This is a genomic window from Streptomyces sp. NPDC006798, assembly GCF_040635975.1.
Taxonomy (GTDB): domain Bacteria; phylum Actinomycetota; class Actinomycetes; order Streptomycetales; family Streptomycetaceae; genus Streptomyces.
In genome coordinates, this window is sequence record NZ_JBEYIS010000074.1 from 1 (window position 1) to 16403 (window position 16403).

11 protein-coding genes are annotated in these 16403 nt (G+C 73.0%); 5 read left to right on the top strand and 6 right to left on the bottom strand.

Translation table 11 applies throughout. The features are described 5' to 3' along the window. Window positions 1-429 precede the first annotated feature (429 nt). Window positions 430-1017: a MarR family transcriptional regulator gene (locus ABZ714_RS31845; RefSeq protein ID WP_358828835.1), complete on the bottom strand. Its 588-nt coding sequence runs from the start codon at window positions 1015-1017 to the stop codon at window positions 430-432. Window positions 1018-1179: 162 nt separating this feature from the next. Here ABZ714_RS31845 and ABZ714_RS31850 point away from each other — a divergent pair, with 162 nt between their 5' ends. Then, window positions 1180-2451: an MFS transporter gene (locus ABZ714_RS31850; protein WP_358828853.1), complete on the top strand. Its 1272-nt coding sequence runs from the start codon at window positions 1180-1182 to the stop codon at window positions 2449-2451. Window positions 2452-2460: 9 nt separating this feature from the next. Here ABZ714_RS31850 and ABZ714_RS31855 read toward each other — a convergent pair whose 3' ends face one another. Next, on the bottom strand, window positions 2461-4305 hold the full coding sequence (locus ABZ714_RS31855; protein WP_358828836.1) for an ATP-binding SpoIIE family protein phosphatase: 1845 nt from the start codon (window positions 4303-4305) through the stop codon (window positions 2461-2463). Window positions 4306-4595: 290 nt separating this feature from the next. After that, the gene (locus ABZ714_RS31860) at window positions 4596-6050 is read right to left on the bottom strand and encodes an NAD(P)/FAD-dependent oxidoreductase (RefSeq protein WP_358828837.1); all 1455 of its coding nucleotides are present in this window, start codon (window positions 6048-6050) and stop codon (window positions 4596-4598) included. A gap of 324 nt (window positions 6051-6374) precedes the next feature. Between ABZ714_RS31860 and ABZ714_RS31865 the strand changes: the two genes are divergently transcribed. Next, window positions 6375-7289 carry a helix-turn-helix domain-containing protein gene (locus tag ABZ714_RS31865; RefSeq protein WP_358828838.1) on the top strand — a complete coding sequence of 305 codons (915 nt, stop codon included), beginning with the start codon at window positions 6375-6377 and terminating at the stop codon, window positions 7287-7289. 366 nt (window positions 7290-7655) lie between these two features. After that, complete coding sequence (locus ABZ714_RS31870) at window positions 7656-9857, top strand: sigma-70 family RNA polymerase sigma factor (protein ID WP_358828839.1); 2202 nt, start codon at window positions 7656-7658, stop codon at window positions 9855-9857. 82 nt (window positions 9858-9939) lie between these two features. On the opposite strand, the gene ABZ714_RS31875 is transcribed toward ABZ714_RS31870, so the two are convergent. Next, window positions 9940-10668, bottom strand: a complete 729-nt coding sequence (locus tag ABZ714_RS31875) for a response regulator transcription factor (RefSeq protein WP_358828840.1) — start codon at window positions 10666-10668, stop codon at window positions 9940-9942. Beyond that, the gene (locus ABZ714_RS31880; protein ID WP_358828841.1) at window positions 10665-11990 is read right to left on the bottom strand and encodes a histidine kinase; all 1326 of its coding nucleotides are present in this window, start codon (window positions 11988-11990) and stop codon (window positions 10665-10667) included. The genes ABZ714_RS31875 and ABZ714_RS31880 overlap by 4 nt, the downstream gene beginning before the upstream one ends. A gap of 132 nt (window positions 11991-12122) precedes the next feature. Here ABZ714_RS31880 and ABZ714_RS31885 point away from each other — a divergent pair, with 132 nt between their 5' ends. Further along, window positions 12123-13034, top strand: a complete 912-nt coding sequence (locus tag ABZ714_RS31885; protein ID WP_358828842.1) for an ATP-binding cassette domain-containing protein — start codon at window positions 12123-12125, stop codon at window positions 13032-13034. After that, window positions 13031-14002 (top strand): ABC transporter permease, encoded by a 972-nt coding sequence (locus tag ABZ714_RS31890; RefSeq protein ID WP_358828843.1) that lies wholly within the window; start codon window positions 13031-13033, stop codon window positions 14000-14002. Before ABZ714_RS31885 ends, ABZ714_RS31890 begins: the two co-directional genes overlap by 4 nt. A gap of 33 nt (window positions 14003-14035) precedes the next feature. Here the strand turns inward: ABZ714_RS31890 and ABZ714_RS31895 are convergent, their stop codons facing one another. Continuing rightward, window positions 14036-16135: an asparagine synthase-related protein gene (locus ABZ714_RS31895; RefSeq protein WP_358828844.1), complete on the bottom strand. Its 2100-nt coding sequence runs from the start codon at window positions 16133-16135 to the stop codon at window positions 14036-14038. Window positions 16136-16403 lie beyond the last annotated feature (268 nt).

Consider the following 16403-nt stretch of genomic DNA (forward strand, 5'->3'; position numbering starts at 1 on the left):
CAACCTTACCAGATCGTTTTCCCATTCCGTTTCCGGACTTGGATTCCGATCGGGCGGCCGACTGGAGAGGCCTTCTTGCTTTTGCCTTTCGGCGTTTCCGACTCTATCAGATCCTTTCGGGCCTGATTCCCGGTCGGAACTCGGGTTTTGTCTTTCCGGCCACTCGGGCCGTTCCGACGTTTCAAACTCTAGCGGGTTTTCCCGGCGACTCATAATCGAGTCTTCGCAACGTATTTCGGCACGCCGAAATGCATCCCGGTCGGGAGGCCGTACAGAGTTTGGGTGCCGCTTTCGCGGCGAGAGTGGCTGTCGAAGAACCGTTCCGGTCCGTGACAACTTGGGGAACCTTACGAGCGGATGAAGGGCGTGTCAACTTCCCTCGGCGCCGACGCGCCAAACACGAGGGATCCGGCCGGATCCCGTACCGAATCAGTCCAGATCGGTCAGTCGGCCACCGGCATCCGGCTGGGTGTGCTCCACCCGGCGCAGTACCCGGATCAGTAGGTCACCGAGGACTCCGCGCTCCTCGCCGGACAGGTCCTGGAGGATGTCTTCCTCGAAGGCGCTGGCCATCCGCATGGCCTCCAGCCACTTGGCGCGGCCCTCGTCCGTCAGCTCGACGATCACCCGGACCCGGTTGTTCTCGTCGCGGTCGCGGGTGACGAGGCCCTCGCCCGCCATCCGGTCGATGCGGTGGGTCATGGCGGCCGGGGTGAGACCGAGCCGCTTCGCCAGCTCGCCGGGGCCCATCCGATAGGGGCTGCCCGCCAGGACCAGGCTCTTGAGGACCTCCCACTCGGCGTTGCTGATGCCGAGGGCGGCGACCTGGCGGCCGTACGCGACGTTCATCCGGCGGTTCAGCCGACCGAGAGCCGAGACGACCTGTTCGACCTGGGGATCGAGCTCTCCGTACTCCCGCTGGTAGGCGGCGATCTGCTCGTCGAGGGTCGGCTCCTGGACCGGGGAGGCGCTGTCCTGACCGGTCACGGCTCGGCCCTCGGGGGTCGCGGTAGGCATACGCCGCAGTATGGCACGCCTCTCATTCGCCTTGAAGTCCTTGGATGTGTACTGTTAAGGCTCTAACTTTACTGTTGAAGTCTTCAGGCTTCATTCCTTCGTTTCTACATACTTTTCAGAGCTTCAAGGCAGGTGAGTGTGACCAGGGAGATGGGCGCGGCGATGCGCCGGATCCAGGCAGGTAGCGCGCTGAGCGCGTTCGGACTCGGCTTCACGGTTCCGTTTCTGTACATCTATGTGGCGTACACGCGGGATCTCGGGACGACCGCCGGTGGCTTGGTCATCGGTGTGTTCGCCCTGGCCGCCCTGATCGCGCTGCCGTTCGTCGGCCGGGTCATCGACCGGCGCGGGCCCAAGCCCGTGGTGGTGGGTGCCTCGGTGGTGGCGTCGCTGGGCGCGCTGGCGTTCGGAATGTCCACGAACACCGTGACCGTGATGCTGTCAGCCGCGTTGCTCGGCGCCGGTACGGCGGTGGCGCAGCCCGCCCTGGCGACGATGATCGTCTGGGCCACGGACGCCCGCGGCCGGACCCGGGCCTTCGCCTTCCAGTTCTTTCTGCAGAACGTGGGGCTGGGTATCGGTGGTCTGATCGGCGGACTGATCGTGGACAAGAGCCGGCCGAGCACCTTCACCCTGCTCTTCGGTATCGAGTCCGTGATGTTCCTGGTGCTGGCCGCGATCATCCTCTCCGTACGGCTGACCAGGCCCGCGCCCGCGCCCGGCGCGATGGACCAGGGCGGCAAGCCCGCCGGCCTCAAGGTGCTGCTGCGGGACAAGGCGATGGTGAAGCTGCTGGTACTGGGCTTCATCCTGTTCTTCGCGGTGTACGGACAGTTCGAGTCGGGTCTGTCGGCGTACGGGACGGAGGCCGCCGGGATCGAGCCCTCGATGTTCGGTACGGCGCTGGCCGCGAACACCGCCGTGATCGGTATCGCGCAATTCGTGATCCTGAAGTACGTGGACCGTTACAAGCGGACCCGGGTGATCGCCGCGGTCGGGCTGATCTGGGCCGTGGCGTGGGCGATCGCGGGGTACGCGGGTCTCGGCGCGACGAGCCAGGCGATGGCGACGGCCGCGTTCATCTCGACGTACGCGCTGTTCGGTCTCGGCGAGGCGATGCTGGCGCCGACCGTGGCGCCGCTGGTGGTGGATCTGGCCCCCGAGTCGATGGTCGGTCAGTACAACTCGGCGTTCGCCCTGGTCAAGCAGTTGGCGCTGGCCCTGGGCCCGGCGATCGGCGGACCGATGGGGGCGGCGCTGCATGCCCCGTACATCGTCACCTTCGTACTGTTCTCGCTGGCGATCACGGTGCTGGCGGCCCGGCTGGGCCGGATGCTCACCCCCGTGCAGAACCAGCCGTCGCTGGCGGCCCCGCCCTCGCGGGTGGTGGCGCGGTACGAGCCGCCGGTGGAGAAGGTGGGGACCGCGGCCTGACGGGCGCGGTCACCCCGGGCGGGGGACGGGTGCGGCGGGCGCCGGGAGGGTGAACTCGCACCAGACCGCTTTTCCGCCGCCCGGGGTGCGGCGGCTGCCCCAGTTGGAGGCGATGGCCGCGATGATCGAGATCCCGCGGCCCGTCTCGTCCTCCGATTCGGCGCGTCGGCGGCGCGGCAGGTGTTCGTCGCCGTCGGTGACCTCGATGATCAGCCGGCGGTCGGTGCGGCGGAGCCGCAGCCGCATGGGCGGGGTGCCGTGCTGGAGGGAGTTGGCGACCAGTTCGCTGGTGGCGAGGACGCCGAGGTCGTGGAGTTCCGGGGAGAACCGCCAGGAGACGAGGACTCCGGAGGCGAAGGCGCGGGCGCGCGGGGCGGCCTCCACACCGCCGAGGAGGTCGAGGGCGGCGTTGTGGAACAGCTCCGCCGCCGTACCGCTGCGGGCGGGGTGCTGGACGACCAGGACGGCGACGTCGTCGTCGTGGTCGGCGGTGATGCCCATGGCGCGGAGCAGGCGGTCGCAGACGACCTGCGGGGTGCCGGTGGCGCCGGACATGGCGCGTTCGAGAGCGGCGACGCCTTCGTCGATGTCCCGGTCGCGCCGTTCGACGAGGCCGTCCGTATAGAGGACGGCGCCGGAGCCGGGCGGCAGGTCGATCGTGCCGGAGGAGTAGAACCAGCCGCCGGTGCCGAGGGGCGGTCCGGTGGGGTTGTCGGCCCGGTCGACGGTGCCGTTCTCGTGCCGGACGAGGACCGGGAGATGGCCCGCGGAGGCGTAGACCAGCCGTTCCTCGTTGGGGTCGTGGACGGCGTAGAGGCAGGTCGCGATCTGGCTGGCGTCGATCTCGGAGGCGAGGCCGTCGAGGAGCTGGAGCACTTCGTGCGGCGGCAGGTCGAGCCGGGCGTAGGCCCGGACGGCGGTCCTCAGCTGGCCCATGACGGCGGCGGCGCGGACGCCCCGGCCCATGACGTCGCCGATGACGAGGGCGGTCCGGCCGCCGCCGAGGGTGATCACGTCGTACCAGTCGCCGCCGACTGCCGCGTCCTCGCCGCCGGGCTGGTAGGTGGCGGCGACCTTGAGGTCGTCGGGCTGCTCCAGTTTCTGCGGCAGCAGGGACCGCTGGAGGGTGACGGCGGTCTCGCGCTGCCGCCGCTCGCTGGCGCGGAGCCGTTCGGCGGCCTCGGCGTGGTCGGTGACATCGGCCGCGAAGACGACCACTCCGCCGACTCCGCTACCGCCGCCGCCGTCCGGGGCGGGTTCGGTGTCCCCGGCGGGGTGGCCGACGGGGATGCAGGTGACCGTGTACGAGCCGCCGTCGGGGGCCTTGCGGGATTTGACCGTACGGGGCCGTCCGCTTCTGAGCACCTGGTCGATGAGGGGCGGCAGGCCGAGGTCGGTCAGCTCGGGGCAGACGTCCTCCGCGGTACCGCCGAGGGGGCGGGGCCCGAAGGCGGCGGTGTAGGCGTCGTTGACATAGGCGACGCGCTGTTCCGGGCCGTGGAGCAGGACGACGAGGCCGGGGAGACGGCCGATGATCTCCCGGGCGGGGAACTCCTCCAGGGCGGGGACCCGCCCGGGGGCGGGGTCGCCGGGGCGGCCGGCCGGGGTGCCGTCGGTGTGGCGGGCGGCGGGGACCGAGCCCTCGCCGACCGGGTTCCCGGCGCCGGGGGCGGTCCCTTCGGCTCCCTCCGCCTGTTCGGTCTGTTCCGGCGTATCCGTATCCGTCGCGTCGGTCGTTCTGCTCTCGCCGCGGCGGGGCTGGCGAGGGGTGGGAGAGATTCCGCGGTCGGTCCTGCGCGCCGCGGCGCGGCGCTGCGTACCAGGGAGCCGTGCGCTCCATCGCGTGAAGTTCACTGACTTTCTAGCCTCAAAGATCGTCGCCGAGGGTCACGAGGGTCACTCTGTGCAGATGTGAGCCCACCTATGGTCACACGTCCAGTGTGACCGTGCGGACTGACAGCCGATGTCGGCCGGGTGTCCATGGGGTCGTCGGGCGGTGTCGGATGCGGGGCCGGGTGCTTTCCGGGGGCTCCGGATGCTTTTCGGATGTTTTCCGGGTGCCGGGACGGTTCGGGCGTACGCCCGGCGTACGGAACGGGCTCGTACGCGTGACCGGGGGCCGGAAACGTGTTCCGCGAAGGGGCTCACGGCTTCTCGGGGGCCGGGGGCGCGCCGCCCCGGTCGCCGGGGCCGTCCTGCGGGGGCCGGGCGGCGTGCTCGAACTCGGCCCGGGGGTGCTCAAGCGACCCGAGCGAGACGATCTCCCGTTTGAAGAGCCCGGCGAGGGTCCACTCGGCGAGGATGCGGGCCTTCCGGTTGAAGGTCGGCATCCGGCTGAGGTGGTAGACGCGGTGCATCAGCCAGGCCGGGTAGCCCTTGAGCTTGCGGCCGTAGACATGGGCGACTCCTTTGTGGAGGCCGAGTGAGGCGACGGAGCCCGCGTTCTTGTGGGCGTACTCCTTGAGCGGGCGGTCGTGCAGGGCCGCGGCGATATTGGCGGCGAGGACTTCGGCCTGGCGGACGGCGTGCTGGGCGTTGGGGGCGCAGACCGCGCCGGGTTCGTCGGAGGTGACGTCGGGGACGGCGGCGGCGTCCCCGGCCGACCAGGCGTGTTGGGTGCCGTCGACCCGGAGTTCGGCCGTACACCGCAGCCGTCCCCGGTCGGTGGTGGGCAGATCGGTGGCGGCGAGGACGGGGGCGGGTTTGACGCCCGCCGTCCAGACGATCGTCCGGGCCGGGAAGCGGCTGCCGTCGCTGAGGACGGCGACCCGGTTCCGGCAGGAGTCGAGCCGGGTTTCCAGGCGTACGTCGATATTGCGGCGGCGCAGCTCGCGGACGGCGTAGCGGCCCATCTCGGCGCCGACCTCGGGGAGGATGCGGTCGCTGGCCTCGACGAGCACCCATTTCAGGTCGTCCGGCTTGATGTTGTGGTAGTAGCGGACGGCGTAGCGGGCCATGTCCTCCAGCTCGCCCAGGGCCTCGACGCCCGCATAGCCGCCGCCGACGAAGACGAAGGTCAGGGCGGCGGAGCGGATCGCCGGGTCGCGGGTGGAGGAGGCGATGTCGAGCTGTTCGATCACATGGTTGCGCAGGCCGATGGCCTCTTCGACGGTCTTGAAGCCGATGGCGTAGTCGGCGAGGCCGGGGACCGGGAGGGTGCGGGAGATCGATCCCGGGGCGATCACCAAGTGGTCGTACGGGATCTCCACCGCGCCGGTGCCTTCTTCGACGGTGGCGAGGGTGTCGACGGTCGCCGTGCGCTTGGCGTGGGTGACGGCGGTGACCTCGCCGATGAGGATCGAACACCGGTCCAGGACCCGGCGCAGGGGGACGACGACATGGCGGGGCGAGATGGAGCCCGCGGCGGCTTCGGGAAGGAACGGCTGATACGTCATATAGGGGTCCTGGGTGACCACCAGGATCTCGGTCTCGCCCCTGGCCAGCTCGGATCTGAGCTTCTTCTGGAGGTGCAGCGCCGTGTACATCCCGACATAGCCGCCGCCGGCGACGAGCACGCGCCTGCCGCGCGCCGGGCCGGTGAAGCGGTTCTTCGGCGGGGTGCCGGGGGTCTCGCCCCGGGAGTTTGCAGCCGTCACCATCCCATGAGGCAACGGGTCCCGTCGTTTGTCCACAGGCCCGGCAAATTGTGTGACCGGAGGTCCGGGACGGCGGGGCGGCGGGCGAATCGCGGGCGTCGGGGAAGGTGCCCAGGTCAGGAGCGGCGGACGGGGTGGTGCGAGGGGGCGCAAACGGGAAGCTTCAGGTCCTTGCTCCGATCGGGGGTCGCTCTGTGCGGAACTACCCCCTTCTGAATTGACCCGGGCTCAACTATGTTCGTACCTCGTCGGGGTACGGGGACTCGGTACGCCGGCTGACCAAGGTGGGGAGGTCTCCGGGGGGAGACACAGACCGGGGGAACACGTATGACCATTCAGGATTCGCACTGGCAGGCCGCCGTCTCACCGACCACTGAGGGGCATGGCGTTCCGGGAGCGCATCTGGGTACTGACGGCAATGGCCGGACGGTACCGGGCGGGGCCGGTCGTTCGGCGCCGCTCCGCGTGGACGCGCAGCGGAATCTCGAGCATGTGCTCAGGGCCGCGCGGGAAGTCTTCGGCGAGCTCGGATACGGGGCGCCGATGGAGGATGTGGCGCGACGCGCCAGGGTCGGCGTCGGGACGGTGTACCGGCGCTTTCCCAGTAAGGACGTACTGGTCCGGCGAATAGCCGAGGAGGAGACCTCCCGGCTGACCGAGCAGGCGCGGACGGCGCTGGGGCAGGAGGAGGAGCCGTGGTCGGCCCTCTCCCGGTTCCTGCGGACGTCGGTCGCGTCGGGCGCGGGGCGGCTGTTGCCGCCGCAGGTGCTGCGGGTCCGGGTGGACCCATCCGATGACGCGCCCGTGGGCGCGGGTGCCGACGGGGCGGTCGCGGACGGTCGTGACCACACCCGGGTACCGCATCAGCGCGCGGTCGCCGGGGGTCCGGTGGACGGCGGTGGTATCGGTGCGCCAGGGGTGCCCGGTGGTGTCGGTGCGGGCGAGGCACGGGTCGTGGAGCAGCGGTCAGCCGCTTCCGGTCCCGCCGCGTCCGGGTCCGGTACCGGGTACGGGTACGCCGGGTACGGCGCGGACGACACGGCGACGGCCGATCTGCTGGAGGTCGTCGGCCAGTTGGTCGACCGGGCGCGGGAGGCGGGTGAGCTGCGCGGGGATGTGACCGTCGCGGACGTCCTGCTGGTGATCGCGACGGCGGCGCCGGCGCTGCCGGATCCGGCACAGCAGGCGGCGGCTTCGGCCCGGTTGCTCGACATTCTGCTGGAGGGCCTGCGGCCCCGGTGACGGGTCGGTTCGTTCGTCCCGTACGTCTCGTGCGTCTCGTACGTCGTTGAGGCGGCGTCGCGGCCGGTGCCACCGGTCGCGACGCGGGGCGGGCGCGCGGCGCGTGACCGCGGACCGAGGCGCGGGCTTCGGTGAGAGGTGTGGTGGCTGAGGGGGTGGTGGGGAGCGGACGGCGCCGTACGGGCCTAAATGGTTGAGCCATACACTAAATATCGGGGGGTTAGCGCACGGTTTCGACAGAACTCCCCGGATGAGTGGTTGGCTCGGACTGGGGTCCGTAGGCGTCGATGCCGTGTGGCACGCTGGCCCGGTGTTCGAGGCTGAGCGTGCTGACGGGAGCGTCCGCGATGAACGAGGGCTTCCTCGATGAGCGGTGACGGGCGGGACGAAGCCCCCGGTGCCGCGGACGACGCGGAGGGCGGCGACACGATGCCCCCTCGGCAGGTACCCGGGCCGTTTCCCGGGCAGGGCGCCGGTCGGGGACACGGACAGGAGCCTTCCGGACAGTTGCCGGGACTGCCTCGGGGGCAGGTACCCGGACAGGCGTCCGGTGAGCCGTGGTCCGGTGCGGCCAGGCCCGGCGCTTCCGGGCATTCCGTGCCCGCGCAGGGCACCAGTGGTGTCCGGGCCGACGACGCGGAGGATCCGGGCTGGGCGGACACCGTTCCGGGGTCGACTGGCGTCCCGGGGGCCACTCGTACGAGTGGTTCCGGAGCGGGCGCGGGTGGTGAGAACCACGCGGTGCCGCCGCAGCGCGAAGGCGGGGCGCGCGATTCCGTACTTCCGCCGCCCCGGGAGACATCGCCCTCCGACGCCGAACTGATCGCCCGGATGCGGGGCGGGGACGACGGCGCGTACGAGGAACTGTTCCGGCGGCACTCGGACGCCGTCCGCCGCTACGCCCGGACCTGCTGCCGCGACTCGCACACGGCGGACGATCTGACGGGCGAGGTGTTCGCCCGGACTTTGCAGGCCGTACGGTCCGGTGCCGGGCCGGAATACGCCGTACGGGCCTATCTGATGACCACGGTCCGGCGGGTGGCCGCGAACTGGATCCAGAGCGCCAAGCGGGAACAGCTCGTCGAGGACTTCGCGCTCTTCGCGGCGGAGGCGGCGCGGAGCGCGGAGGCGCCCGCCGCGGCGACCACCGAACTGGGCGCGGACGTCCGGGCCATGCACGAGGCCGAGCGGTCGCTCGCGCTCCAGGCGTTCCGGTCGCTGCCGGAGCGCTGGCAGGCCGTGCTCTGGCACACCACCGTCGAGGAGGAGTCGCCGAGCGATGTGGCGCCCCTGTTCGGGCTGACCGCCAACGCGACGGCCGTCCTGGCGAGCCGGGCGCGCGAGGGGCTCAAGCAGGCGTACCTCCAGGCACACGTCAGCTCGGCGCTGACCTCCGGCGGGGACTGCGCGCGCCATGCCGACCGGCTCGGCGCCTATGCCCGCGGCGGACTGCGGATGCGGGCGGAACGCGGGCTGCGGGCGCATCTGGAGGAGTGCGCCAGGTGCCGGCTCGCGGTGGGCGAGCTGAAGCAGGTCAATGCCGGGATCCCGGCGCTGCTGCCGATCGCCGTCATCGGCTGGTTCGCCGCGGGCTACTCCCTCAAGGCGGCGGGTGTCGTCGCCGGGGGCGCGGTGGGAGCCGCCGGAGCGGGAGCCGCGGCCGCGGCGACCGGGACCGGTGCGGCCGGAGGCGCGGGCGCGGCCGGTGGGGCTGGGGGTGCCGGTGGTGCCGCCGGGGGCGCGGCGGCCTCCGAAGGTCTCGGCGCGCCCGCCAAGGCCGGTATCGGGGCGGCCCTCGCGGTCGCCGCGGCGGCGGGCCTGGTGTGGGCCTTCTCGGGGGACTCGAAGCCCGCGAAGCCGGAGGCCGGGCCGACGGTCGCCCGGTCCGTGGCACCCGTACCGCCGGACCCGAAGCCGCCGGAGCCGACGCCTCCGCCGGTCGTACCGAAGCCGAAGCCGAAGCCGCCCGCGCCGAAGCCCGTGGTGCGGCCCGCGCCGAAGCCGCCCGCGCCCAAGCCCCGGCCGCCGAGGGTGACACCGGCGCCGAAGCCGTCGCCGAAGCCGGTCGTGCCCAAGCCGAAGCCCTCGGCGCCCAAGCCCCGGCCCAAGCCCACGCCCACGCCGCCGGCCGCGCCGCGCGAGTACCAGGTGAACCGGCTCCAGTACAGCGTCTTCGGCGACGGCACCGGGCCGGAGGTGCGGATCGGTGAGAGCAGCTGGCTCTGGCAGCGGTGGGGGCTGCGGATCGGCGGGGAGCGGTACGCGCACGGGGTGACCGTGCGGGCCAGGTCCTCCGTCACGATCGACCTCAACCGGGAGTGCACGTCCTATACGGCGAAGGCGGGCGTCGACGATCTGACGCTGGGCCGGGGAGCGATGCGGTTCTCCGTCTACGCGGACGGGGTGCTGCTGTGGAGCTCGTCCGAACTGCGGCGCTCCGATCCGGCGGTCGGGGTGCAGGTGTCCCTGGCGGGCCGCAAGACCCTGCGGCTGGTGGTGGAGCCGCGGGCGCAGCGGGACTCGATGGCGCTGGGGAGCTGGGCGGACTCGAAGGTGCGGTGCCGCTGAGTCGGGGCGGGGGTGTTGTGGGGGTGGGCGCCGTGTGGTGGCCGCGCGCCGTCGTGGCTTGTCGCGCGGTTCCCCCCGCCTCTTAATACGGGCGGGGGGTGACCAGGCCCGTGTTGTAGGCGAGGATCACCAGGTGGACGCGGTCGCGGGCCGGGAGCTTGGTCAGTAGGCGGCTGACGTGGGCCTTGGCCGTCGCCGGGGTGATGAAGAGCTCCGTCGCGATCTCGGCGTTCGACAAGCCGTGGGCGACCAGGGTCAGGACCTCCCGTTCGCGGTCCGTGATGCCGTTGATCACGGCCGGGGGCACCGGGGGTCTGGCGCGGGCCGGGGTTCCGGCCGCGAAGTCCTCGATCAGACGGCGCGTCACGCTCGGCGCGATCAGGGCGTCGCCCGCCGCGACCACCCGGATCGCGGCCAGGATGTCGTCCATGTCCATGTCCTTGACGAGGAAGCCGCTGGCGCCCGCGCGCAGCGCGCCGTAGACGTACTCGTCGTCGTCGAAGGTCGTCAGTACGAGAACCCGGGTATCGCGGGTGTCGCGGGTGTCCTGTGCGTCTGGTGTGGCCGGTGCGGCCCGGGTGTCGTCGGTGATCAGCCGGGTCGCGTCGATGCCGTTCATGCCGGGCATCCGGATGTCCATGACGACGACATCGGGCCGGAGTTCGGCGGTCAGCCGGACGGCCTCGTCGCCGGTTCCGGCCTCGCCGACGATCCGCAGGTCGGGGTGGTCGGCGGCGAGGACCCGGAGACCGGCGCGGATCAGCGGCTGATCGTCGACGAGCAGGATGCGTACGGGGTCGGGCGCGCTCATCCGCGTACCTCCGGGGCCTCGGGACCGGCCGGGACGGGCAGGGTCGCCGCCACCCGGAAGCCGCCGCCGTCGCGGGGGCCCGCGGTGAAGCGGCCGTGGAGGAGGGCGGCCCGCTCCCGCATGCCGGTGATGCCGTAGCCGGTGCCGTAACCCGGGCCCGTGCCTGTACTCGTAGTCGTACCGGTTCCGGTGGGTCCCCGGCCCCGGCCCCGGCCCCGGTCGGTGATTTCGACGGCGAGTTCGCCGGGCCGGTAGTCGAGCACGACCCGGCAGTGGTCGGTGTCCGCGTGGCGCACCACGTTGGTGATCCCCTCCTGGATGATCCGGAAGGCGGCGAGTTCGACGTCCGGCGGCAGTTCGCGGCGGTCGCCGCGGTGGTCGATCCGGACCCGGACGCCGCCGTCGAGGCCGGCCGCCGCCAGCGCGTCGACGTCGGCGAGTCCGGGCGCGGCGGTCAGCGGTACGCCCTCGGGATCGGCCCGGCGCAGGGCGCCCAGCATCCGGCGGAGTCCGGCGAGGGTGTCGCGGCTGGTGGTCTCGATGACGGCGAGCGCGTTACGGGCCTCGTCCGGCTGGGTCTCGACGACCCGGCGGCCCGTACCGGCCTGGATGGCGATGATGCCGATGCTGTGGGCGACCATGTCGTGGAGTTCGCGGGCGATCCGCAGCCGTTCGGCGGTGACCGCCGCGACCGCCGCCTGTGCCCGTACGGTCTCGATGTGTTCCCGGCGCTGGCCCACCATCCGGCCGGTGGTCCAGGCCAGGGCGAGCAGCAGGCCGAGAAGGAGCACATTGGAGGCGACGAGCTCGCCGCCGGTCCCCTGCCGGAAGGCGACGGCGGCTGACTGGACGGCGAAGGTGACGGCCGCGGCGGCGACCGAGACGGCGCGCGGCCGGTTGGCCGCCACCCAGCCGACGGCGATATCGGTCAGCAGCGCCTGGAGGTAGCCGAACTCGGATCCGGAGCCCGCCGACGGGACGACGGCCGGGACCCCGTGGGCGGGGAAGACCGCGTGCGCGGTACGGGTACCGGCCGCCGCCGTCGCGGCGTACGCCCCGGCCAGCATCAGCCCGAGTACGACCTCCGGGCGCCGTCGCAGCAGGGGGACGACGAGCAGGGCGAGGAGGAGGGGCGGCAGCAGCCGTCTGCCGGTCGGTTCGGGCTCGGTGACGACGGCGGCGTACAGCAGTACGGGGTACGCCAGGGCGCCCGTCCAGCTCGCGACGGTCACCGCCGTGGACCAGGGGTGGCGTACGGCCGGACCGGAGGCCGTACTCGTGGCCGTGTTCGGGCCCGGGTCCGGGGGTGGCGGGGAGGTCATGCCCGGATCATAGGAACGGCCCGGCGGCGGGTCATCGGGCGCCGGGCGTACGCCCCCGGGCTACCGTCGCCGCCCCCGGTTGTGGTCCGGGGGCCGATGCCCTGCGGGCCGCCGCCGCGGGAGCGTTGCGGCGTGATCGAAGTCAATGAACTCACCAAGCGGTACGGGAAGAAGACCGCCGTCGACGGGCTGAGCTTCACGGTCCGGCCGGGACGGGTCACCGGGTTCCTCGGCCCCAACGGCGCCGGGAAGTCCACGACTCTGCGGCTCGTCCTCGGTCTGAACGAGCCCACCTCCGGGTCCGTCACCGTCGGCGGGCGGCCGTTCAGGTCCCGGCCGCGCGGGCTGCGGTACGCGGGCGGACTGCTCGACGCGCACGACGTCCACGGGGGCCGCAGCGCGCGGGCCCATCTCGCGGCGCTGGCGTACGGCAACGGGCTGCCGCCGCGCCGGGTCGGCGAGGTCCTGGCGGAGGTCGGTCTTGAGCAGGCGGCCCGCCGCCGGGTCGGCGGCTTCTCCCTCGGGATGAAGCAGCGGCTGGGGATCGCCGCCGCGCTCCTCGGCGATCCCCCGGTCCTCCTCTTCGACGAACCGCTGAACGGGCTGGATCCGGACGGGGTGCTGTGGGTGCGGAGCCTGTTCCGGCGGCTCGCGGACGAGGGCCGTACGGTCCTGGTCTCCAGCCATCTGATGCGGGAGATGGAGCAGACCGCCGACGAACTGGTCGTCATCGGACGGGGGCGGCTGATCGCGGCGGAGGGGCTGGCGGAGTTCGCGGCGCGCGGGCGGCGGCGGGGCGTCGTGGTCCGTACCGATGATGTGACCGGACTGACGGCGGTCGTCACCGCCGGGGGCGGGGAGATCGTGCACGAGGGGGACGGGCGGTGCGCGGTGACCGGGATGGAGGCCGGGCGGATCGCGGCGGCGGCGCTGGGCGCCGGTGTGCTGCTCTCCGAACTCACGCCCGTGTCGGCGTCGCTGGAGGAGGCGTTCATGGAGATCACGGCTTCGAGCGTCGAGTACGGGACGGGAGAGGGGCGGTGAGCGCCGTACGGGAGCCCGCGGCGGACGCGGGACAACAGGTGCCGCAGAACGGGGCGCAGGCGGACGCGGGACAACAGGTGCCGGAAAACGGGGCGGAAGCAGAGGCGGCGGCGGGACGGGGGTACGTCTCCCCGGTCGGCGGCCGGGTCCGGTTCCGGGATCTGCTGCGCGCCGAATGGGTCAAGTACTGGTCCCTGCGCTCGACGTACGCGGTCCTCGGGGCCGGCGCGGCCGTCGCCGTGGGTATCAACGCCAACTCGGCCCGGTCCAATGAGGAGCTGCTCTCCCGGCCGAACACACCGGCGCCCGGTATGCCGGAGCGGCCGGTGGACAGACAGTTCCTGTTCGATCCGCTGGGGACGGCGTTCACCGCCCCGGCCTGGCAGATCCTGATGGTCGTGGCGGCGGGCCTGGGCGCGATGGCGCTCACCGGGGAGCACGGCAGCGGGCTGATCCGTACGACCTTCGCGGCGGTGCCCGCGCGGCGGGCGGTGGCGGCGGCGAAGGGCGTGGTCGTGGTGGCCGTGACCGCGGTCCTGGGCACGGTGGTGGCGGGGGTGTCGTTCGGGGTGACGCAGGCGGTCCTGCGCGAGCACGGGGGGCTGTCGATCGCGGATCCGGGCGCCTTCCGGGCCGTGGCGGCGTCGGCGCTGCTGATCCCGGTGTGCGCCCTGATCGGGCTGGCGACGGGGGCGCTGGTACGGCACTCGGCGGGGAGCGTGGGCGCGGTCGTCGGGCTGCTGGTGCTCGCCCCGGGCCTCTTCAACGGGGAGACGTACCGCTGGGTGAAGGAGATCGGCAATGTGCTGCCGGTCAACGCCTGGCAGAAGCTGGTCCAGAACCCGGAACGGCATTACGGCACGCCGAAGTACCCGGTGACGGAGACGGAGGCGTGGGTGGCGCTCGGCGCGTGGGCGCTGGTGGCGGCGGTACTGGTGCTCTGGGTGGTGGAGCGGCGGGACGTGTAGCTCCGGCGGGCCGGTGGCCTGGTGGGCTTCCCGTCAGGAGCGGAGGGACTGCCTCCGGGGGACTCCCGTCGAGACCGCCCGCGCCCTCGGGGCCGCCGAGCCGGTCCAGCAGGTGCCCCGGCGGGAGAGCAGCCTGCGGAGCCACAGTTCGGTGGAGACCAGATCGGCCAGGCCGTCCAGCGGGGTCGGTTCGCCGTCGGCCGCCGCGCGGAGCGCCTTGCGGACCACCCGCGCCTCGATCAGGCCCGCGTCGGCGAGGAGCGGGGCGTCGAAGAGGGCGATCAGGGTGGGGAGCGCGGCCCGCAGCCCCCGGTGGGCGGTGGCGGCGGGCAGGGCGAGGGGCGGGGTGCCCCAGCCGTCGGGCAGATCGTGGGCCCCGGCGCCCGCGAGCACCGTACGGAGGATGTCGGCCCGGGCCCCGGGCCGTACCCGCAGGGCCTCGGGCAGATCGCGGCAGGCGCGGACGACCTGGTTGTCGAGGAAGGGGGCGTGCAGCCGCTGGCTCCGCACCTCCGCGGCCTGTTCGAGGATCCGCTGGTCGAAGGCGTGCCGGGCGAGGGCGGCCCGGGCCCTGGCCTCGCCGGGGCGCTGGACGGTGACGGGCCGGGTGGCGATCCCGGTGAGGCGTACGGCGACCTCCGCGAGGGCCTCGCCGGTGAGCCAGCGGGCGGCCGGGCCCGGCCGGGACCAGGTGAGGGCGGCCAGGGACGCGTCGAGGGGGCCGAATCCGGGGGGCCGTTCGCCCCGGTTGGCGGCGAGCAGGACGTCGGCGGCGGTTTCGAGGCCGGCCCGGTACGGCGTACGGGCGAGGCGGCGCGCGGCCCGGTAGACGGTGAGGGGGACCATCAGCGACTGCGGCGACGGGCCCTCGGCGCGGGCCAGGGCGGTCACGGGGCGCAGCAGATGGCGTCGTCTTCGGTCGATGAGGAGGTCGGCGAGGCGGGCCGGGTGCGCGTCGAGTACTTGTCGGGCGCCCGCGCCGGTGATGTGGTCGGCGCTGCCGGAGGCGAGCCGGACGCGGTGGCGTTCGGCGGTGACCAGGCAGGGCGCCGGTTCGTCGGTGAGGGGTCCGTTGTCGAGCTGGGCGTACGGCAGCCCTTCGGGGCCCGCGGCGACCACGACGTGGTGCAGCCGGGGGTCGGCGGCGATGGCCCGGGCGCGTTCGAGTTCGGGTTCGAGGCCGGGTTCGGTGAGGTCGTTGAAGGTGGTGGCGAGGAGGCGTTCACCGGCGGCGGTCGCGCCGTGGCCGGTGATGGTGCCGGGGCGGCCGGGGAGTCCGGCGGCGAGCAGGGCGAGGGTGGCGGAGGCGCTGCCCCCGGAGAGGTCGGCGCCGATGCCGGGGGCGGGCGCGCCGCGCCGGGCGCGCCGGTCGGCGGGGCCCATGCCGGGAACGGGCCCGGGGTCGGGGGGCGCGGTCTCGGGGGCGTGGCGGGGGGCGGTGAGCCGGGCCCGTACGGCTTCGACGAGTGCGTCCCGGACCCCGTCGACGGCCTGGTCGGCGGCCATTTGGGGGCCGGAGACCGCGAGGGAGGCGACGGGCTCGTAGCCGGTGATCTCGCGGGAGCCCTCGCGGAGGATCAGGGCATGGCCGGGCGGGATGCGCTTGACCCCGTCGTACGGGGTGGCGTCGCGGAGCGCCTCGGGGGTCTCGGGGCAGGCGAGGAGGGCGGCGAGATAGCCGATGTCGAGCTGGGCCTCGATGAGGTCGGCGAGGGGGAGGGCGGCGGTGGCGTAGGCGGTGCCGTCGGCCCAGGGGGTGTGGAAGACGGGCCGGGCGCCCGCGAGATCGCCGATGACGGTGATCCGGCGGCCGGCCCGGACGACGACGGTGTAGCTGCCGGGCCAGGCGGTGAGGTGGCGCAGGGCGCCGCCGCGCGCGGAGAGGAGCCCGGCCCTGAGTTCGGCGTCGGACGCGGCGCAGCAGCCGAGGACGGCCATCTGTGTGAAGTCGTCGGCGGAGACGACGCGTACCTCGTCGGGGCGCCAGTCGCCGACGGCCCACAGGGGGTCGGGGTCGCCCCAGAGCAGCTGGGAGCCGACGGGATGGACCGTACGGCCCTCGTCGGCGGCGCCGACGGCTCCGGCCGTTCCGAAGTTCGCGGCGATACTGCTCCAGCCCACCAACCACCGCATCGCCGACTTCGCCTCCACAGGCTGTGGACAACCGGGCCGGGGCCCGGGCCGTTCGGGAACATGCTGCCACGAAGGAGACGCGGGGGACCGGCGGCGGGTCGCACGCGCAAAAAGCGAAAGCGCCGCCGCCCGGCCTGTTTTGGCGGCCCGTCACGGGCGCGGGGGAATATCACGCCACTCGCAAATAGGGAGGAAAACCGCGAGAAGGACAGTCGATTTTCGGCCATTCTCATCAAATCTCCGGACCCTTGATACGGGTACGGAGAGC

Bases quoted from the DNA above. Each gene is read 5' to 3' on its own strand.
- ABZ714_RS31865 (WP_358828838.1), top strand. From the start codon at position 6,375: ATGACCATTCAGGATTCGCACTGGCAGGCCGCCGTCTCACCGACCACT.
- ABZ714_RS31845 (WP_358828835.1), bottom strand. From the start codon at position 1,017: ATGCCTACCGCGACCCCCGAGGGCCGAGCCGTGACCGGTCAGGACAGC.
- ABZ714_RS31870 (WP_358828839.1), top strand. From the start codon at position 7,656: ATGAGCGGTGACGGGCGGGACGAAGCCCCCGGTGCCGCGGACGACGCG.
- ABZ714_RS31850 (WP_358828853.1), top strand. From the start codon at position 1,180: ATGCGCCGGATCCAGGCAGGTAGCGCGCTGAGCGCGTTCGGACTCGGC.
- ABZ714_RS31895 (WP_358828844.1), bottom strand. From the start codon at position 16,135: ATGCGGTGGTTGGTGGGCTGGAGCAGTATCGCCGCGAACTTCGGAACG.
- ABZ714_RS31880 (WP_358828841.1), bottom strand. From the start codon at position 11,990: ATGACCTCCCCGCCACCCCCGGACCCGGGCCCGAACACGGCCACGAGT.
- ABZ714_RS31860 (WP_358828837.1), bottom strand. From the start codon at position 6,050: ATGGTGACGGCTGCAAACTCCCGGGGCGAGACCCCCGGCACCCCGCCG.
- ABZ714_RS31875 (WP_358828840.1), bottom strand. From the start codon at position 10,668: ATGAGCGCGCCCGACCCCGTACGCATCCTGCTCGTCGACGATCAGCCG.